The 19,731-nt window shown below is 58.1% G+C and carries 16 protein-coding genes; 4 read left to right on the top strand and 12 right to left on the bottom strand.

Annotation, left to right across the window (positions count from 1 at the left end; all coding sequences use genetic code 11):
• The first annotated feature begins 65 nt into the window (after positions 1-65).
• Complete coding sequence (locus tag B0E33_RS24205) at positions 66-1,799, top strand: caspase family protein (RefSeq protein ID WP_077292658.1); 1,734 nt, start codon at positions 66-68, stop codon at positions 1,797-1,799.
• Positions 1,800-1,960: 161 nt separating this feature from the next.
• Positions 1,961-3,715 carry a caspase family protein gene (locus B0E33_RS24200; protein ID WP_077292657.1) on the top strand — a complete coding sequence of 585 codons (1,755 nt, stop codon included), beginning with the start codon at positions 1,961-1,963 and terminating at the stop codon, positions 3,713-3,715.
• Positions 3,716-3,748: 33 nt separating this feature from the next.
• Here the strand turns inward: B0E33_RS24200 and B0E33_RS24195 are convergent, their stop codons facing one another.
• The 4 genes from B0E33_RS24195 to B0E33_RS24180 all read right to left on the bottom strand — a co-directional run bounded on the left by B0E33_RS24195 (position 3,749) and on the right by B0E33_RS24180 (position 7,917).
• Positions 3,749-4,903: a DUF2336 domain-containing protein gene (locus tag B0E33_RS24195; protein WP_023001104.1), complete on the bottom strand. Its 1,155-nt coding sequence runs from the start codon at positions 4,901-4,903 to the stop codon at positions 3,749-3,751.
• A 164-nt stretch (positions 4,904-5,067) separates the two neighbouring features.
• Complete coding sequence (locus B0E33_RS24190) at positions 5,068-6,375, bottom strand: transglycosylase SLT domain-containing protein (protein ID WP_031269324.1); 1,308 nt, start codon at positions 6,373-6,375, stop codon at positions 5,068-5,070.
• Between the two features lie 338 nt (positions 6,376-6,713).
• Complete coding sequence (locus B0E33_RS24185; RefSeq protein ID WP_322853550.1) at positions 6,714-7,358, bottom strand: flavin reductase family protein; 645 nt, start codon at positions 7,356-7,358, stop codon at positions 6,714-6,716.
• Complete coding sequence (locus B0E33_RS24180) at positions 7,321-7,917, bottom strand: nitroreductase family protein (protein ID WP_077293589.1); 597 nt, start codon at positions 7,915-7,917, stop codon at positions 7,321-7,323. Before B0E33_RS24180 ends, B0E33_RS24185 begins: the two co-directional genes overlap by 38 nt.
• A gap of 413 nt (positions 7,918-8,330) precedes the next feature.
• Between B0E33_RS24180 and B0E33_RS24175 the strand changes: the two genes are divergently transcribed.
• Positions 8,331-9,359, top strand: a complete 1,029-nt coding sequence (locus tag B0E33_RS24175; protein ID WP_023001099.1) for an RgsD C-terminal domain-containing protein — start codon at positions 8,331-8,333, stop codon at positions 9,357-9,359.
• Between the two features lie 48 nt (positions 9,360-9,407).
• Here B0E33_RS24175 and B0E33_RS24170 read toward each other — a convergent pair whose 3' ends face one another.
• From B0E33_RS24170 to B0E33_RS24150, 5 genes are all read right to left on the bottom strand, one after another.
• Positions 9,408-10,256, bottom strand: a complete 849-nt coding sequence (locus B0E33_RS24170) for a lysophospholipid acyltransferase family protein (RefSeq protein WP_023001098.1) — start codon at positions 10,254-10,256, stop codon at positions 9,408-9,410.
• Positions 10,257-10,399: 143 nt separating this feature from the next.
• Positions 10,400-12,370 (bottom strand): threonine--tRNA ligase, encoded by a 1,971-nt coding sequence (gene thrS, locus B0E33_RS24165; protein WP_077292656.1) that lies wholly within the window; start codon positions 12,368-12,370, stop codon positions 10,400-10,402.
• A gap of 138 nt (positions 12,371-12,508) precedes the next feature.
• A complete protein-coding gene (locus B0E33_RS24160) occupies positions 12,509-13,975 on the bottom strand; it encodes a RimK family ATP-grasp domain-containing protein (RefSeq protein ID WP_023001096.1) in 1,467 nt (488 codons plus the stop codon).
• A 4-nt stretch (positions 13,976-13,979) separates the two neighbouring features.
• Positions 13,980-15,164: a GNAT family N-acetyltransferase/peptidase C39 family protein gene (locus B0E33_RS24155; protein WP_208997699.1), complete on the bottom strand. Its 1,185-nt coding sequence runs from the start codon at positions 15,162-15,164 to the stop codon at positions 13,980-13,982.
• Positions 15,165-15,311: 147 nt separating this feature from the next.
• Positions 15,312-15,764 carry an Lrp/AsnC family transcriptional regulator gene (locus B0E33_RS24150; RefSeq protein WP_031269318.1) on the bottom strand — a complete coding sequence of 151 codons (453 nt, stop codon included), beginning with the start codon at positions 15,762-15,764 and terminating at the stop codon, positions 15,312-15,314.
• A gap of 135 nt (positions 15,765-15,899) precedes the next feature.
• Between B0E33_RS24150 and B0E33_RS24145 the strand changes: the two genes are divergently transcribed.
• Entirely contained in the window at positions 15,900-16,796 is an 897-nt protein-coding gene (locus B0E33_RS24145; protein WP_077293585.1) for a DMT family transporter, read from the top strand.
• On the opposite strand, the gene B0E33_RS24140 is transcribed toward B0E33_RS24145, so the two are convergent.
• From B0E33_RS24140 to B0E33_RS24130, 3 genes are all read right to left on the bottom strand, one after another.
• Positions 16,791-18,581: a B12-binding domain-containing radical SAM protein gene (locus tag B0E33_RS24140; protein ID WP_077292655.1), complete on the bottom strand. Its 1,791-nt coding sequence runs from the start codon at positions 18,579-18,581 to the stop codon at positions 16,791-16,793. The two genes, B0E33_RS24145 and B0E33_RS24140, sit on opposite strands and share 6 nt — an antisense overlap.
• A gap of 78 nt (positions 18,582-18,659) precedes the next feature.
• Positions 18,660-18,902, bottom strand: a complete 243-nt coding sequence (yidD, locus tag B0E33_RS24135) for a membrane protein insertion efficiency factor YidD (protein ID WP_322853568.1) — start codon at positions 18,900-18,902, stop codon at positions 18,660-18,662.
• 125 nt (positions 18,903-19,027) lie between these two features.
• Entirely contained in the window at positions 19,028-19,480 is a 453-nt protein-coding gene (locus tag B0E33_RS24130; RefSeq protein WP_023001091.1) for an iron-sulfur cluster assembly scaffold protein, read from the bottom strand.
• Positions 19,481-19,731: the final 251 nt, after the last annotated feature.

Below are 19,731 nucleotides of genomic sequence, written 5' to 3'. Positions count from 1 at the left end.
TTCGGGGGAGCAGCCGATTTTGTGCCCGATTGCTCCCGAGATCAGGTAGCTCTGGAGAATCGATTGTGAAGCAGATCCTCGTATCCCTTTTGCTTCTTGCGTTTGCCGCAAGCGCGGCACATGCCGAACGCCGGGTGGCGCTTGTGATCGGTAATTCCGGTTATGAACATGTCACCCAGCTCACCAATCCGGACAACGACGCCAAAGGCATGGCCGAAAAACTGACCAGTCTGGATTTCGAGGTCGTGACCGGCACCAACCTGTCGCTTCGGGATATGCGAAAGACAGTGCGGGAATTCATCGCCAAGCTCGAAGGTGCTGATATAGCCCTGTTCTTCTACGCAGGGCATGGCCTGCAGGTAAGTGGCGAGAACTATCTGGTGCCGATTGATGCCGAGCTGAATTCCTACGTCGATCTTGAATTCGAGGCGATGCCGGCAAATCTCATTCTCAATGCCATGGAGCATTCCACCAAGGTCAATCTGGTGTTTCTGGACGCCTGCCGGAACAATCCGCTGGCTGAAAACCTTGCGCGGTCCATGGGCACACGTTCCGGTTCTGTTGGCCGGGGCCTTGCCAAGATCGGCTCCGGTGTCGGCTCCCTGGTTTCCTTCGCCACCCAGCCGGGCAATGTCGCGCTTGACGGCGATGGCGAGAACAGCCCCTTCACCACGGCCTTGCTGAAACATCTCGGCACACCCGGACAGGATATTACCCGGGATCTGGTAATGGTGCGACGTGACGTTCTGGAAGCCACCAAAGGTCAGCAGGTTCCCTGGGACAATTCCTCGCTGACTGGCGAAGTGATCCTCAAGCAGCTTGAGATGGTGGAGCCCATTGAGCCGGAAAAACCAGCGATCAACCCGCAGATCGAGCTGGCTTACTGGGATTCGATCAAGTCCGGCGAATCCATTGCCTATTTTGAAACCTACCTGAGCCGTTACCCCGACGGCCAGTTTGCCGACATCGCCCGGATCCGTATCGACGAAATCAAGGCAAAGGCCGAACGTGACAAGGCCCAGCAGAACAAGCCGGATGCAACGGCTGAGATCACCTACTGGCAAACAATCCAGAATTCGACCCGGCCGGAGATGTTCGAAAGTTACATTACCCGGTATCCAAAAGGGATCTACGCCGACCTTGCGCGGTTGAAGATCGAATCGATCAAACGCCAGGCCGAAGCAGAAAGCCTCCGCAAGGCCCGGGCCTCAGCGGCCGCGCCCAACCCGGTGCCTGAAAGAACTGCTACCAAACGCGACGAGGAAATCACCGTTGCCGCGTTGACACCTGACGAAACACCGGCAGGCGTCATTCCTTCGCCAATCACACCGCTCTCCGCTGAAGAACTGGCTACGGCTCTGCAGACTGAACTCAACCGCGTCGGTTGTTCGGTTGGCAGGGTTGATGGCGATTGGGGCAACAAGAGCCGTCGGGCACTGAGGACCTATGGACGCGAAGCGGGCATCGATCTTGCCTCACTCGACCCAAGTCCCGCTATTTTGGACCAGCTCAAGAAATCAACCGGACGCGTTTGCCCGCTCACCTGTGGACGGAACCAGGAACTGAAGAACGGTCGCTGTGTCGCAACCAGAAAACCTGAACCTTCCGGCAACGGCTCCAAGCCGAGCACCAAGTCCAAGACCGCCGACAGTTGCCCGAAAAACCCGACTATTTACGGCAACAAGATCATCGGTAGAGTGCCCGGTGTCGGACGACAGACGTTGACACACCCGTGCGGCAGGAAGCTCGCTTGCAAAGGTTCAAAGGCCAGCTGGATATTGAGCTGCAACTGGATTTAGCCACACGGTTAAAGCCAGATTTAAGTACGTTTAAAGTTGAAGTGTGCCGGCGAGCCGCGATCTGAATTATGATCCCGGCCTGCCGGAGTGCCCTACAGCAGAGTAACCGGAATAGTTTTACACGGCAGCTCCCGAGAGCTGGTAGGTTTGGAGAACCGCCTGTGAAGCAGATAATCGCATGCCTGTTGCTACTTGTGTTTGCCGCAAGCGCGGCACATGCCGAACGAAGGGTAGCTCTCGTAATAGGGAATTCCGGCTACGCGAATGTCGCGGAGCTGAAGAACCCCTACAATGATGCCAAGGGCATGTCGGACAAGCTGACGGACCTCGGATTCGATGTTGTCACAGGTCTCGACCTCAGCTTGAGGGACATGCGCCAGACCGTGCGCGAGTTCATCAAGAAGCTCGACAACGCTGACCTTGCCCTGTTCTTCTATGCCGGCCATGGCATCCAGGTGAACGGCGAGAATTATCTCGTCCCGGTCGACGCCGAACTCAGCACTCATCTCGACCTTGATTTCGAGGCCCTGCCCGCAAATCTTGTGCTCAATGCCATGGAGCAAAGCACGAAGGTCAACCTGGTCTTTCTGGATGCCTGCCGAAACAACCCGTTTACGGAAAACCTCGCCCGGTCCATGGGGACGCGCTCAAGCGCAGTCGGTCGTGGACTTGCGAAGATCGGCTCCGGTGTCGGCTCCCTGGTTTCCTTCGCCACCCAGCCGGGCAATGTCGCGCTTGACGGCGATGGCGAGAACAGCCCGTTTACAACTGCCCTGATCAAGCATCTCGGCACGCCCGGTCAGGACATCACCCGCGACCTGGTAATGGTGCGCCGGGACGTTCTGGAAGCCACCAAGGGCCAGCAGGTTCCCTGGGACAATTCCTCGCTGACTGGCGAAGTCATTCTCAAACAGCTTGAGATGGTTCAGCCCGTCGAACCGGAGAAGCCCGCGATCAACCCGCAAATCGAACTGGCCTACTGGGATTCCATCAAGTCCGGCGAATCTATTGCCTATTTCGAAACCTACCTGACCCGATATCCCGAAGGCCAGTTCGCGGATATCGCCAAGATCCGGATCGATGAGCTCAAGAGCCGCAGCGAGGCAGAAGCTGCCCGCAACGCGAAGCCCGACACCTCCGCTGAAATCGCTTTCTGGCAATCAATCCAGAACGCCACCCGGCCGGAAATGTATGAAACCTATCTGGAGCAATATCCGGACGGGATCTACGCCAAGCTGGCAAGGCTGAATATATCTTCACTGCAACAGCAGGCGGAAGCGGCAGCTACTGCCGCCGCTGCGGCAAAGGCAGCCAAGGCTGCGGACGCCTCCAACAGCACGTCCCCTGCGCAGGAGATAACCGTTGCTGCCCTGCCGCAGCAGGAAACAGTATCAACCGAACCTGCTCCAGCAATTGTTCCTTCAACAAGCAGCCGGTCACTCTCGCCTGAAGAACTCGCCACTGCAATGCAAACCGAATTGAACCGCCTTGGGTGTTCGGTTGGTCGTGTTGATGGTGATTGGGGCAACCGTAGCCGGCAGGCTTTGAGGACTTTCAGCCGCGAAGCAGGTGTCGATCTTGCCTCGCTCGACCCGGACCCTTCAATTCTAGACCGTCTGAAGCAATCGACAGGCCGAGTGTGCCCGCTGACATGTGGCCGAAATCAGGAACTGAAGAACGGCAAGTGCATCGCCGTTCGGCAGGAGACACCCTCCAAATCGAACGAGAAGTCCAACTCCACTAAGACAGTACAATCAAGTGGTGCTTGCCCCGCCAATCCGACGGCATCTTCCAGAAGGCTGGTTCATTTCAACAACCGGCAGATCACTGCGACCATCACACACCCTTGCGGTCGGCAAGTGATTTGCAATCGCAACCTCAAATCAGGCACACAGCCGACTTGTTTCTGGAGGTAAGGTCGAGCTTTTGAAATGGAATCTGACAGCAGTTCAAGCAGCGGCTGTCACCTGAAGGCCGCTGTTCTTCACCAATAGCCGCGCTTCCAAGCGTGCAACGTCGATGGCGAAACGGCGCAGGAATGCAGTCACGTCTTCGTCCGCCCCCAGGGCACCGTCCTGCATTTCGGAAAGCAGTGTTTCCGTTAGCATGCGGGCTTCGTCCAGCGCCAGATCATAGGTGAAGTCGGCATCCGCCTGCCGGGCAATGTCAATGGCCAGCAGAAAGGCCTGATGAGCCCGTAGAGGCAAACCGGCCTTGCGGAGCATGGCCTGCAGCGCCGACCGTCGAACCGTCACCAGAAGCTTGCACAGCCTCGGCAACGGCACCTGGCCAAGGTTGGCAAGAGCGGCAGCGAAAAACCGCAAGCGTCCACAGCAGACCGCGCGCAGCAGCAACCGGGTGGTCAGCTTGCCATTGACACGAAGATGCTCGACGAATTCCGGCAGATCGTCTGCACCGGCTTCGAGAGCCAGCCGCAGCACGACCTTGTCTTCCGCATCGCTCAGGAAAGTATGACGCTGGTTTTCCGGAACGCGCTCCAGCACGATCGGATGATCGTCAAGGTTCTGCGCGAGCCGCATCAGCAACTGATAGCGCGTGGTCAGCGGCAGGTCCCGGGTTTTCAGAAGCTGGTCGCAGAGGTCCGGCCGGTCTTCGAATCTTTGCGCGATACGCAGGAGGGAGGACTGCAGGATGCGGGCGCTTCTGTTTTCCAGAAGCTGTCTGCAGGCCTGCTCGCAGCCAACCTCGCAGATGGCGGCGCAGACAGAAGCCGGCAATCCCTCACGCGAGGCGATGGCGCATTGAACTGCGTCGCTGCCTTCTGCAAGAAGGTCGACCAGTTCGACATCCGTCAATATGGGAGAGTGCTTGAGAACCGGCAAAGCCACTTCGTCGACATCACTTGCGAGGCAGCGCACGACGTGACCGGGAGCGTAGGCGCTTGGCGCAAGCAGGCTTGCTATCGCCTTGCGCACAGCGCGGCTGGGGTCGTCGAGAAGAATCGTCAAGGCTGCAGCCATGCTGGTCTGTTCCTGGCTGCCAGGTTCGGCTGCCAAATAACGTTCCGCGAATTCTTCCGCGGCCCGTATATCCAAGGTGCGCTCGTCAACTTCGTTCAGAGGGTGAAAGTCATGTGCGTTCATGGCGGTAAAACAATCTTCCCAAGAGTCGAGTGTGAGTCTGACATCAAAGGCTTAACGATCGGTTCACCATAATTTTGCCAGGTTCTCTGGCGAATGCCCGCCTTTGCCGATGGTGGCGGACATGAGACTTCAGGCTTTCAGCCGGGTCTTTCAACTGCCCATGCTCAAGCCGGTGGCAGCAGGTCCTTTTGTTCCTCTTCTGCCTTCAGGCGCAGGAAACGCGTCAGGTCCAGCGGTCCACCCTGATTCACCAACGCCAGTTCCTGTGCCTGCACCTGGTTGGAAGCTCCGGACAGGGCGCTGACAAGGGCCGCTTCTTCCACAGCGGCGAAAGCCGACGCAAAGCGCGGGTTGACGCCTGCCTGGTTCGAAGCCGCGTCATTGCGGAACAGAGCCTCGAACGGATTGGCTGTTTCCGTCGCCTGGAAGGCCGACAGAACCCTGTTGCTTGCGTCGAAATCATCACCATCAATGGCTGCTTCGCGTGTGGTTTGCGGCACCGGACGGTCCGGGGTCACAGAGCCGACACTTTCTTCCAGGAAAGCTGCGCTTGCCGTTGTGGTTGCCCCCTGCCCTGCCGTGCGCTCAGGTAGCGGCACATCCGTCTTTGCCAATTGAAACAGTTCGCCCTGAGGCAATTGAGGGCCTGTGGTGTCAGCTCTCGCGATCTGGCCGGGGCCAGCGGGTTTCGTCCGCATTGCGAAGGCGGCAGCCGGATCTCCTGCCAGATGATCGAAGGATTTCTGGTTGATCGTCGCAGCGCCGTCCGCAGGCTTTGCATTCGGCAGCGTCGCGACCTGCGTGAGTTCTCCCGATGTCCGCAGGTCCTTGTTGGTGCTGGCCTGCGCAATCATCGTGACGGCATCGTGCTTGGAAACGATAACCTCGTAAACTTCCTGCATCGAGCGGGCCTTGCCGTTCGAATGATAGAAGATCGGTTTGTTGGCGCGTGCCTGGGCGGAAAAAACCTTGTCGGCACGCATGTCCGGGCTGGCGCCGGCCGCATCAATCAATCTGCTTGCGCCGTTGGCACCAAGAAAATGAGCCATATAGAGCTCGCCGTCGCTCGGTTCGCGCCCGATTCTGCGTTCCAGGTACTGGGAATTCTTCTGCGTGAGCGCCCCTGCCATCATGGACGAGATTTCCGGATCCTTCCGAAGGTCGAGAATCTCCCGCCGCATTTGCGGGTCGCTTACATAGAACTTTCCGCTCTTGGAGCGTTGAATCTGATCGGAGTATTTTTCAAGACCGTGTTTCGGACCAGCTTCCTTCATTGTCTCCAGCCAGGTGGATTCAATGAATTGGAACAACCCGGTGGCGCTGGATGTTCTGGCCTTTGCCGTTGGGTTGAATGACGATTCCCGCGCAGCTGTCTTCACCAGGTAGTCGAATGACGTCCCCGTTGAAGTACTCGCAGACTGAAACGCAAGCTCGATCCTAGACGCGATCGAGGCGGTGTCAGCAACTCGCATGACCCTGTCTCCTCGACGGAACCAAATTATCACTTCGTTAACTTTCAGCGTTAACTTTCACGCCCAAAAGGTTAACAAAACCTTAACAACACACAGGTGGGGATCTAAGCAACTACAGGCGAGTCTTTTTTCTTTTGTGCCTGGTCAGAACTACTTATGTCGAAAGCCGGTTATGTGGACAGACAAGAGGCTACCGGCCATTTCCTTTGGAAAAACGCACCAGGAAAAACATCGACTACTGCATTCGAATAACGCCGTTTTCCATGAGTCGGCAAGTCACAATAAAAGGGCGCCGACTTTGCCGGCGCCCTTTTCGGTCATGATCGTTCGGATAATCGTTAAACTTTGGGCCGGCCCATCTGGAACACCTCGTTCACCACGGCGTAGTCCATGTAGCCAAGCCGGGATAGCGGCTTGTAGAGCGTAACATCCACCTTGCCGTCGACAATGACGCTTTCATCGATGTGGACACCGACAACCTGACCGAAAACGACGTAGCTGTCGGTGTCGTCTCCTGTCAGCGTCTTCAATCGCAAGGTTTGAAGGTGCTTGCACTCCAGCGCAGTGACGGCCTTTGCAACGCGAGGCGCTTTCACCAGTCTTGAGGCAGCCATCTCCAACCCTGCCAGATCGAACTCGGAGATCTCATGTGCGACGGAGGCGGAGGTCTGGTTCATCTCGTCCTTGAGGCCTAGGTTCGCCATGTTGCAGACGAACTCCCCTGTCGCGTCGATGTTGGAGACGCTGTCCTTGTAGCCGGTGGACGAGAACATCACGATCGGCGGTGTATCGCAGACCGCGTTGAAGAAACTGTAGGGTGCAAGGTTGGCCTTGCCGTCCTTGTCGAGTGTGGAGATCCAGCCAATCGGCCGGGGTGCGACAATGGCCTTGAACGGGTTATGCGGCAGGCCGTGGTCGTTTTTTTTCCGTTTCGTAGAACATGGGTCAGTCGGTCTCTGTCCAGGTGGATACAATATCGGCAAGGTCGGGGCGCGGACGCTCGAAAGGTGGCTGTGTCGGAGTTCCGATATGTACGAACCCCGCAAACCGCTCTCCGTCTCGCGCGCCAAGGTAACGGGCAGCATCTTCATCGAAGGCAAACCATTCGGACAGCCACTGCGACGCGAAACCTGATGCTGCCGCGGCTGTCAGAAGATTCATGCAGACGGCGCCGGCGGAAAGCTCCTGTTCCCAGACCGGGATTTTCGGATGCTCGGCTGCCTGGCTTAGAACACCGATCACCAATGGTGCACGGGTGAAGCGGGTCAGTTCCTTCTGGCGTTGCTCGCCGTCGAGCGGTCCGTTGAGTGCTTCATACCGGTCCGCCAGCCAGGAACCGATCGTGCGTCCCTGTTCCGGCCTGTAGAGAACGAAACGCCAGGGCGCCAGCTTGCCATGGTCTGGCACGCGCGCTGCAATGGTCAGAATGTCGTTGATCTGTTCTTCGCTCGGCCCCGGGGCTGTCATGGTAACAGAGGGGTGGGAGCGCCGCTGTCGCAGAAAGTCCAGAGTTGCCGGCGAACCGGCGCTGTTACTCGGCATGAAAAGATCCTGTCGGCCTGTTGCAATCGTACGATCCACCTAATTCATTGACCGTAATTGTCAACTTTGATCGCAGCGTCTTGAATTTGCCCAATTTCCGGGCGCATTAAGGGACAACGCTGCAGTGCGGTGAATCTCGGGAAAATCGTCCTTGGCCCGTGATCGGTCAGATTGTACCGAGAATTCCAAAAAACGCACTGGAAACAGAAACATAGTCGTTACCCTGCAACCGGTGCTCTTGCACCAGGCAAACCGGACCGGATCTCCAAGGTCAGTTTCGGGTGACGAATGCCTCAAAAGACTGGTAAAAGTCTGCGAGTCAAAATGATAACGACGTAGGCATGGTGAATTCAGCCCCCCTCTCCGGCCAATCGGCTTTGAAGCGTGCAGTCAGATGCACTGCATTTTCGATAATGCTGAGCGCCGTCCTTTCGATGGGCCTTGCTCCTGCGACCTTGGCGCAGACATCTGACGTACCGCCCGCCCCTGCGGAAAAACCGGACCCGAACGCACCGTCTGCTGCCCCTGAAGAACCCATCATCAACCTGCTCGACCGCGAGCCGGAACCCCTCTTTTCCGATACGCTTGTCCCCTACGCGCCGGCCAGGGCATCATCCCCCGGTATCAAGGGCGGCTTGCGGCAGGGCGCTCTCTACCTGATGGCAAAGCTGACGCCCGACAGCCCTCCGCTGAACGAAGGGCTCATCTGGCGGATATATTCGGAAACGACCAATGCCGACGGGCGCCTGCAACTTGTTGCAACGTCGCAAGGTGGTGATGCCGAATTCCGGCTCGACCCAGGCACCTACCTGATTCACACCGCCTACGGCTTCTCCCAGGCAACCAACCGCATCGTCATCGGCAAGGAAGTCCAGTCGAAGATGGTGACGCTCAATGCGGGCGGCATCAAATTCGGTGCGGCACTCAAGGATGGTGAAGACCTCGACGGGCGCGCCGTGGCCTTCGATCTTTATGGCATGGAATTCAATCAGCGCGGTGAACGCAACCTGATTGCCAGCAACGTCAAGCCGGGCTCCATTCTCCGTCTCAGCGCCAACACCTATCATGTTGTCAGCAAATACGGCGATGTGAACGCGGTCGTCCGGGCCGATATTCAGGTGCTGCCGGGCAAGCTCACTGAAGCGACGATCTTCCACAAGGCCGCCGGTATCACGCTCAAACTGGTCAACGAACGTGGCGGCGAAGCAATTGCCAACACGACGTGGTCCGTCCTGAGCCCGGGGGGGGACGTCGTGGTCGAAGCGACAGGTGCCTTCCCTGATTTCGTGCTGGCAGAAGGCGAATATGAAGCCCTCGCCCGCAACAATGGCCGCACCTACCTGCACACATTCCAGGTGGAACCGGGTGAAGACCGGGAAGTTGAAGTGGTCACTTCCATCAGCGAACTGGCCAGCCAGCAGCAGTCCAGCATCAACAACTGACCTGCGCCGTGTTCCCGGCAACTTTAAGATCTGACTGGGTAGCGACGTCTAACGCCGCCGGCCGAGCAAACGCCGGGTCCGTGTGGGTGGCGCCATCTCCATGACCTTGGTCTGCAGGAAATCCATGATCTCCTTCTGATCGCCAAATCCCGAAAGCGTTTCGAACGGGATTGCCCTGCCCGCGCGTGCGGTCATCACAGACCCGAGGATACGGCGAAACTCGCGCACAAGCAGCGCCAGACGAAGGGTCAGCGAGTATTTGCTGACCAGGTGGAACAGCCAGGAATTCTGCCCGTCGAAATAAAGCGGAAGGACGGTTGCTCTCGAAGACCGGATCATTTTTGCCGTGAAAGTCTTCCAGGGCAGTTCTTCCGCACGGCCGAATGGCTTGGCAGCCGTTGCCACGCCACCACCTGGAAAAACGATAATGGTCGTGCCTTCCTGCAGCAGGCGCAGCGCCTCCTTGCGAGTGGCCATGTTGGTCTTGAGCGCTTCCTTGGTTTCCTCGAAATCGACCGGCAGCGAAAACGGCCGGACTTCCGGTACCTTCAGCAACTCGTTGTTGATCAGGATCTTGAACGGGCGGCCAAGCTGTTCCGCGAGTGCCAGGATCGCTAGACCATCGCCAATGCCGTAGGGATGATTGGCGATAAGCACCAGTGGACCCTCCGGCAGATCCTTCGGCGGCCATTCGCCATCTGCAACCGAAACGTTGAGGTTGATCAGGCCGAGAAGGTCATTCCAGATATAGTCGGACGTGCCGACCATCGTTTCCTTCCACACCTCGTAGATGTTGACCAGCTTTCGCCGGCCGGAGAGACCTTCAATGGTGCGGATGGTCCAACGCTTCAGCGGTGGATGCTCAGGATTGGCATAACTGAATTCAGCGTAGTTCACGGCAGTCGTCTTGACCCTGATGAAACGGTGGCAAATCCGGAACCCAATACCAGACACCCTGTTTCATGATTGTGACAGCACATTGCCCTGATGCCAGGGCAATGTGCAAGCTGTCAGATTTTCCCTTAATGCCAGGGAAAACCTTACTTCAGGTCTGGCGGCGTCGCTTCTTCAACGAACGCCGCAATTGCCTCGTCGAGGCCCATCGGGGTCTGGTCCTTGGAACCGAGACGGCGAACGTTCACGGTCCGCTCCTCGGCTTCACGCATGCCGCACACGATGATCACCGGCACCTTGGCCAGCGAGTGTTCGCGGACCTTGTAGTTGATCTTCTCATTGCGGAAATCGGTCTCGACCTTGAGGCCTTTCGCCTTGAGCAGATCTGCCACTTCCTGGCCGTAATCGTCGGCTTCCGAAGTGATCGTTGCCACCACGATCTGCAGCGGCGCAAACCACAGCGGGAAGTGACCGGCGAAGTTCTCGATCAGGATACCCAGGAACCGTTCCATGGACCCGCAGATCGCGCGGTGGATCATCACCGGTGTCTTCTTCTCGCCGTCCTTGTCGACGTAGAAGGCACCAAAGCGTTCCGGCAGGTTGAAGTCAACCTGCGTCGTGCCGCACTGCCATTCACGGCCGATGGCATCGCGCAGGGTGTACTCGAACTTCGGACCGTAGAAAGCACCCTCACCCGGCAGGATGTCGGTCTTCACCCGGCCGCCCGACTGGGCTTCGATCTGCTTCAGCACATCGGACATGATCGCTTCCGCGTGATCCCATGCCTCGTCGGTGCCGACGCGCTTTTCCGGACGGGTGGACAGTTTCACCACGATCTCGTCGAAGCCGAAGTCTTCATACACAGACAGGATCAGGTCGTTGATCTTGAGACACTCATCCGCCATCTGCTCTTCGGTACAGAACACATGGGCATCGTCCTGGGTGAAGCCGCGCACGCGCATCAGACCGTGAAGTGCACCAGACGGTTCGTAGCGGTGCACCGCACCGAACTCGGCAAGGCGCATCGGCAGATCGCGGTAGCTCTTCAGCCCGTGCTTGAAGATCTGTACGTGCCCGGGGCAGTTCATCGGCTTCAGCGCGAAGACACGCTCGTCCTCGGCTTCCGGATCGGCACACTGCACGGAGAACATGTTCTCCTTGTACCAGGTCCAGTGACCGGAGGTTTCCCAAAGCGACGTGTGCAGCACCTGCGGTGCGTTCACTTCCTTGTAGGTGTCCTTCAGAACCCGGCGCTTGTAGGCGATCAGGCTCTGGAACATGTCCCAGCCTTTCGGGTGCCAGAAGACAACACCCGGTCCTTCTTCCTGGAAATGGAACAGGTCCATTTCCCGGCCCAGTTTGCGGTGGTCGCGCTTTTCGGCCTCTTCCAGCATGTGAAGGTAGGCTTTGAGCTCCTTCTCGCTGTGCCACGCCGTTGCGTAGATGCGCGTCAGCATTTCGTTGTTGCTGTCGCCGCGCCAGTAGGCGCCGGCCACCTTCATCAGCTTGAAGGCATCGCCGATCTGCCGGGTGGAGACCATATGCGGACCCCGGCACAGGTCCAGCCACTGGCCCTGCTTGTAGATCTTGAGTTCCTGATCTTCCGGAATCGCATCAACGAGCTCGACCTTGTAGTCCTCGCCCTTGGCTGCGAAATAGCGCTTCGCTTCGTCGCGGCTCCACACTTCCTTGGTGAACTGCGCACCGCGGCCGATGATCTCGCGCATCTTCTTTTCGATAACCGGCAGCTCTTCCGGCGTGAATGGCCAGTCGGCGCCCGTGTCCGGGTGAACGCGCTTGAAGTCGTAGTAAAAGCCGTTTTCGATCACCGGACCGATGGTCACCTGGGTACCGGGCCACAGTTCTTGCACGGCTTCGGCCATGACGTGGGCCGCATCGTGGCGGATCAGTTCAAGGGCGCGCGGGTCGTCGCGGGTGACAATCTCGATCTGGTGATTGCCGCTGATCGGGTCGGTGAGATCTTTCAGTTCCCCGTCGAGAGCCATTGCCACGGCCTTTTTGGCCAGCGACTTGGAAATGCCTTCGGCGACGGCAAGGCCTGTGGTGCCTGGCTCGTACTGGCGCACGGAATTGTCGGGGAAAGTAAGTTCAATCATCGGTTTTCTCCTGCTCACTCCTGCAGACAAGGCAGGTAAGCTGTTCAAAGGAAATGGAACGGGCCGGGCATACGGGATTCAAACTAATCCGGCAACCTTTTCCGAAGCATTTCCCTTGATTTGGCCGGCGGTGTTGCCCTAGCGCGCCTCCAGGCGGCGTACGAACCAGCGGATAAGCTGATCCCAGACAGCGTCCTTTTCCGCCAGATCTTCAACCCCGTGATCGAGGTTTGGATTGTCATTGATCTCGATGACCACCACCCGCTCGCCGATCACTTTCAGATCGACGCCGTAAAGACCATCACCGATAAGCCGCGCCGCCCGAACCGCGATGTCGATCACCGCCGGTGGCGTTTCGGCCATGGAAACTGTCTTGAACCCGCCTTCGACGGCCTTCTTGCCGGTCTCGTGCCGCACGATCTGCCAGTGTTTCTTGGCCATCAGATACTGGCAGGCGAACAGCGGTTCTCCGTCCAGCACACCGATGCGCCAGTCGAAATCCGTCGGGCAGTATTCCTGCGCAAGCAGGATGGCGCTTTCCTGGAATAGCTCTTTCAGCTTTTCCTTGATGGGTTCAGCGCCCGTCACCCGGAACACGCCACGGCTGAAGGAGCCGTCGGGGATCTTCAGAACGATCGGAGAGCCGAGCTTGGCTTCCAGGTCACCCGCCTCCTTCAGGGAAGACAGGACGATGGTCTTGGGCGTCGCGATGCCATGACTTGCCAGAAGCTCGGTCAGATAGACCTTGTTGGTACAGCGGATCATCGACACCGGATCGTCGATCACCGGCATGCCTTCCTGCACGGCGCGCCGGGCAAAGCGGTAGGTGTGATTGTCGATGTTGGTGGTCTCGCGAATGAACAGCGCATCATACTGCGCCAGCTTGTCGAGATCACCCTTGCCGATCGGCACGACTTCAACCCCGTGGCGCGCCGCCACCTTGGCCATGTGCTTCAGAGAGGCGATGGAGGATGGCGGCAACTCTTCCTTGGGATCGGACAGAACAGCCATGGCGTACTTCATCAGGGCGCGCTGTTTCGGCGCCCGCCAGGGACGTGTCGTATAGCTTTCCACCGCTGCCAGAAATTGCGCGCGCTCTTCCGCCTCAAGGTCATTTACCGCCAGCACGCGGATGCGCTTGATGCTGCGCCATTCGCCCTCTTCCAGCAGTACCTCCAGCACAGGTGCGCGGAACCAGTCGAACAAGAGCCGCGCGAATGGTTCAAGTGCAGGGTCGCCAACCTGGCCGAGATAGATCAGCAGCCGAGAGACCGCACCAGCAGCCTCCGGTGCCATCTTGCGAAGGCAGCGGTTCAGCCGGTCTTCAAGCTCCGGCAAGGCATGCTGATAGAGTTGCTTGCGGGACAGTTCGATCATCGTCTCGACAACCGGCACCACGCGGTGCTGGCGTGCTTCAGCCAGAAGCGACGCGTAATAGCCTGCCCCCTGATAAGCGTAGGAGCGCGACAGGTTGAGAATGGTCGGCTTGGCACCGGTAAACAGTTTCGGGTGCGTCAGATACTCCCGCACGGTCATGACCTTGTGCGGCGTTTCCGTGTTGGAGAGGTCTTTGAGGTTGTCGACCAGAATGACCCAGGAAGACATTGGATCAGGCGTCCTTTCGTATCAGGATTTGGGCACGTACCGCGCTGCGGCCCCAGCGGGCCATGCGGTCGAATTCGGCAAAGGGAATGGGAAGATTGGCAGCATCTGCCGGACTTTCATGGCGCTCGCGCTCAAGCCACGGGTCATGAATGATGAGGTGGCGATCGTCCGCATCATGCACAAGCACCCAATGTGGCACTTTCTGGCCGAACATGCGGTAGCCGGAAATGAGCACGATCGCGAGCGTACCGGCTGATATCTCGGTCGCCAGTGCTGTTGCCTCCAAGGGGGTTTCCGAACGGGCAACACCAAGCTGCGCGGCTTCCGATCGGTAGCCTTCCTGTACCAGGGTCAGAACCTTGCGCTTTTCCGGGTTCCGAACCGAATTGAGAAACAGGAGTTCGTCGGGAAACAGCCTGACCTCGACCGAAAGCCCGCGCCGTGCAAGCGCATTGGCCAGGCCGAAGGGACCGCAGCCGCCATGACCGGAGGCGAGATAAATTGTCGTTGCCTCCCGCCAGAGGGTGAGTTCCGTCAAGGGTTCTGCCGGAACCGACCGGTCGAAATGCCGGGCCGCCATCAGTGCACAGGCCGGGCCGCAGGTGAATTCGGTTGTCTGCGAGTAATAAGGCGCGTTGCCGGTGCCCAGCACCGGACCATGGAGCAGCTTTTCCATGCGCAACGCTGCGCAGCCATCCTCGTAATAGGCCTCTACCCTGCCCAGCATCCGGTAGCCGCTGCGCTGATAGAGTGCGATGGCCGCCTCATTGTCCGCACGCACTTCAAGCCGCAGCACAATGCGATCGCTGTCGAAAGCGGCAACTTCGGACGCTTCCAGCAGCTTTGCGCCAAGCCCCTGCCCCCGGCAGGCCGGATCCACAGCAAGCGAATAGAGCCGCGCCAGCGCGGTTGCCTGGCGCAAGAGCAGCAGCGCGTACCCAACCAACCCGTCTGGACCGGTTGCGACCAAAAGGCGTGCGCGAGGGCTCTCCAGAAATCGCCTGAAGCTTCGCCGGGAAATGCGATCTCCGGCGAAGGCGGCGTTTTCAATGCGAAACAGTTCGGCGAGATCGCCGGGCTCGGCAGTGCGAATGAGAATATCCCCGGTTTCGGCCTGGGGCGAAGCCTTGTCCATGGTGCCTTGAAAGACCCAAAGGCCGGTGCGCCGCACCCGGTCTCCATCCAACATTGGCGACGGCCCTGAGGCAGTTTAGAGACTGCACGGACCGGTCGGCGGCCTTTGCGGAATACACCGATTTGCAGGTGCTGTCTTTGAGAATTTTCGTTGCGGCAACACATTTTGCATTCAGGCCTTAACGGCCCGGAAACGCAGGCCTCAAGAGGCCTTCTCAGCCACAGCCAAGGGCGGCGGACGGCGGCGGATCGGCTGGGATTTGACAATCGAGGTGCTGGTTTCCGCCTTGTCCGATATCCGGTCCAGAATTCCGTCGAGCTGATCGATGGAAGGAATGGCAAGTCGGGCGACGAAACAGTCTTCTCCCGTGACCTTGTCGCACTCGCAAAACTCGGGAATTTCCTGAATGAGTTGCTGCACGATATGCAGCTTTCCAGGCAGCGGTCGAATGCGCACGATCGCCTGCAGACTGTATCCAAGCACCTTCGGATCAATATCCACGGTAAAGCCGCGAATGACGCCGCGTTCCTGCAGACGGCGGATCCGCTCCGAAACACCGGGCGACGACAATCCCACGTGAGCGGCCAAGTCTTTCAACGACATGCGCGCGTCGTCAATCAAGGCTTCAACGATCTTGATATCCGTCTCATCCATCTTCATTTCGAAACACCAATCGGCAGATAAGCTTACATTTCACAAAACAATACCAGCTTCTGTTGATTTATCAAAAGTACTCGCATCCACCTACTTGGCAGAATGAAGGCCATCCTGAAACGCTTGGAGGCAAAAATGGACAAGACATTGCGCGGCGCCACCGAAATGACTGCCGCCATGACCATTCTGGGAACGATAGGACTTTTCGTGGTCCTTTCCGGCCAGGGCGCCATCGACGTTGTGTTCTGGCGCTGCGCCTTCGGTGCGTTGGCGCTGCTTGTCATCTGTTCTGCCCAGGGCCTACTCCGCCGGCACCTGACCTGGAAAAAACTGGCCGTTGCCGCCATAGGGGGCTTTGCCATCGTCGTGAACTGGGCAATGCTCTTCACTGCCTATTCCGAGGCATCCATCGGCGTGGCAACCGCTGTCTACAATACCCAGCCGTTCATCCTGGTCGGCTTCGGCATTCTGTTTCTGGGAGAACGGATCACCGTTAACAAGCTCGGCTGGCTGGTCATTGCCTTTGCCGGTGTCCTGCTGATCGTCCAGGCAAAACCCGGCGCTGTCGAATATGCCGGTTCAAATTATGCACTCGGCATAGCACTCTCGCTCGGTGCTGCCTTTTTCTGGGCTGTCGCAGCCCTGCTGACCAAGAAGCTGACGGGAACGCCTCCACAGCTGATCGCGCTGGTACAGGTCTGTGTCGGCATCCTGATGCTTGCCCCCTTCGTCAGCTGGAACGCTTTGCCGGAAGGTACAATGGCCTGGGGCTCGCTTGTCACGCTTGGCGCCGTTCACACGGGGGTGATGTATATCCTCATGTATGGCGCCGTGCAGAAGCTGCCGACCTATCTGCAAGGTGCCTTTTCCTTCATTTATCCGGTGGTGGCGATCCTTGTCGATTATCTTGCCTTCGGCCATCAGCTGAAACCGCTGCAGCTTGTCGGAGCGGCTGCGATCATCATTGCCGCGATGGGCATGACCTTCGGCTGGCGGCTGCTTCGGCGCAAGGCTACCGCCTCTCAATCATAGGGCCGAAGCTGCCTTCGCCCGGTCTTTTCCGGCCTTCGAAAGCGCGGCATCGCGAAGCTGTTTGGCAACCGCTTCCGCGCCGCCGCGTGTTTCCCGGATCATCGCCAGATCCTCTTCTTCGCTCCGGTTCATCGGGGCAATGGCAAGATCGGAATACGTCCGCCTGTCAGGCGATGCCTTGACCCTCCGGTAGATCCGGTAAACCCGCCAGACGGCAGATAGATAGACCCAATGTTTGGCGACGATTTCGGCAAGATACCGCGGATAGAACACCAGCGGATTTTCAAGCGGCAGCCCGCCGCGTCGGTCTGTGCGGCATTTCAGGCGGAAATAACCGCCCTCAAGCGGATGAACGCCTTCGCATTCGACCATCAGCTTGAACCACATCATCAGGAACAATTTGTTGCCCGGACGCCCCTTGCGATGCGCCGCGGCTCTGCGCAACACCGTTTCGATGTGGCCATCCGAATAATAGCTTGCCCAGGCTTGCCGGTAGGCCTCCTCCCAATCCTCATCGCTCATTTTCGGGTGATGGCTCACCCGGTGATTGAGATCGTACTTGTTGAGGTCTGGATCCATCCAGATGCCTTTGCTTAAAAGCACCTTGTGATCTTCGGATCCCGGAAGCGGCGTCAGATAAAAGAACTCGAGCAGATCGAGCGGAAGTTCCTTTTTGATGATCTCGACATCATGCAGGACCGACTCCTTGGTATCACCCGGAAAACCGATGATGTAACCGGCATAGGTTGTTGCCCCGTGGGCCCGCCATTTCTGCAGCATCTCCCGGTATTCGGTGATCTTGTTCTGCCGCTTCTTTGCGGCCATGAGATTGTCCGGATTGATGTTTTCCAGCCCGATAAAGACCCGGTTGACCCCTGCCCGCGTCGCTTTCTCGATGAAACCGTCAATCCGGTGACAGAGCGTGTCCACCTGGATGATGAACTTGATGTCGAAACTCTCCTGCTCCCTAAGCTGAATCAGCCGGTCGAACAGCGGCTCCCATTCCCTGTTGCGGGCGAAATTGTCGTCGGTGATGAAAAAACGGTCGATCCCCTGTGCAACGTTATCGCGAATGATCTGCTCCAGATCGTCGGCGGAACGAAACCGGCTCTTGCGACCTTGCACGTTGATGATGGTGCAGAAGGAACACTGGAAAGGGCAACCGCGGCCAAGATCGAAGCTGGAATGCGATCCGGCCGTGAAGCGAATGTGCTGGGTGGGCAGGATCGGGGTCGGCTCCCCCTCCAGCGACGGCAAGTCCGCCATGAAATTGTAAAGCGGCTTCAGATCGTCAGAAAAGGCATCGCGGAAGACAGCGTCCAACCGCCCGTCCTCGGCCTCGCCGGCAAAATAGACGACACCTTCCTTTTGCAACCGAACCATCTCTTCCGGCATTTCATCCAGCATGGATATGCAGCCGGAGACATGAAATCCGCCGATGGCAACCGGCAGACCAAGACCGAGAAATCTGCGGGCAAGGTCGGTCGCCCGGGGAAACTGGTTTGACTGAACCCCGACCAGCGCGATCAAGGCCTTTCCGCCTGCTTTTCGGATATCCCGGGCAATCTTTTCCGGACGAACCCGCTTGTTGGTTTCATCAAAGGTATGAAGATGGATGCGGACATCCTTCCCAAGAACCTGACGGTTGCGGGCCGCTTCTGCGAGCCCGTTCAGGCTGGCGAGCGTGTTGGAAGGAATTGCGGAGCGAAGCCACTGGATCGGATAACCGTCGTCGTCGTAATGGGTCGGCTTGATCATCACGAAATGGAAGTCGCGTCCGCTCATTCTTCCCTCCGCCTTCTGGCATGAGAGGCAAGCGTTGCACCAACCTGACGTTAGGTCAACAACAGATCGGATGAGCGATTAGTCCAGACGATGTTCCGGCGGTATGTGCTTGCCGGTCCAATGACCGTAACGCCAGGGCAAAAACCAGTGCGCATCTGGCGGCAAGGTGTCTGGAATCGGGTCAAAACCGGAGGAGCCCCAGGGATTACACCGAAGAACCCGGGACAAGCCAACCCACCCCCCGGCCCAAAAGCCGAAGCGGCGAATGGATTGCTCGGTGTAATCGGAGCAAGTCGGCGCGTAGCGGCAGGTGCGCCCCATGAAGAGCGACAGGGAATGGCGGTAAAGCCAGATAAGCCCAATCGCTACATATCCGATTGGTGACAATCGGCCATCCGGCTTTCGCGGTTCGTTATGGCAAGAACACATGGGACGCAGAACTGCGGTCACGCGACCGCGCTGTCTTCCTTGGCTTTTGCCTCGATCTGGTCGAGCGCGTCGACAACGGCATCAAAGGTCAATAGCGTCGAGGCATGGCGCGCCTTGTATTCGCGGACCGGTTCCAGAAACTTCAGGTCTTCGAAGCGGCCTGTGGGGGCCTCGCCGCCTTCCTTCAACATGGCGCGCATGGTCTGTTGCACTTCGCGCAACTCATCTGCGCGCGCGCCGATGATATTTCGAGCCATGATTGACGAAGACGCCTGGCCAAGCGCGCAGGCTTTGACGTCGTGAGCAAAATCCGTGACGACGCCGTCCTTCATGGAAAGGTCGACAATGACGGTGGAGCCACACAATTTGGAATGAGCTTTTGCGCTTGCGTCCGGATGCTCGAGACGGCCGATCCGCGGGATATTTCCGGCGAATTCAAGGATCTTCGCGTTATAAATGTCGTCGAGCATAACTCGCCTCTTCGTGAATGCCTGTGATGCGCGACACATTGATGGCGCACTGCTTTCATATATATACATCAGACGCCACGGCAAATTCGCAAGGGGCAGAGTGGTCGCAGTTGGTCTTTCGCATGACGTTTGCACGCTAGAAACCGGCTCCTCCCGCTCAGAAACTGTGCGTTCGCTTTTTGCCTGGAGTATGATAAGGGTCCGCGGCTTGAAAAGCCCGAACCTTCTGATCTGTGCACCAGCGGGCGCCG

The organism is Roseibium algicola, from assembly GCF_001999245.1.
Taxonomy (GTDB): Bacteria; Pseudomonadota; Alphaproteobacteria; order Rhizobiales; family Stappiaceae; genus Roseibium; species Roseibium algicola.
Note: the sequence above shows the minus strand (reverse complement) of the source record. Positions and strands in the feature narration are given on the sequence as shown.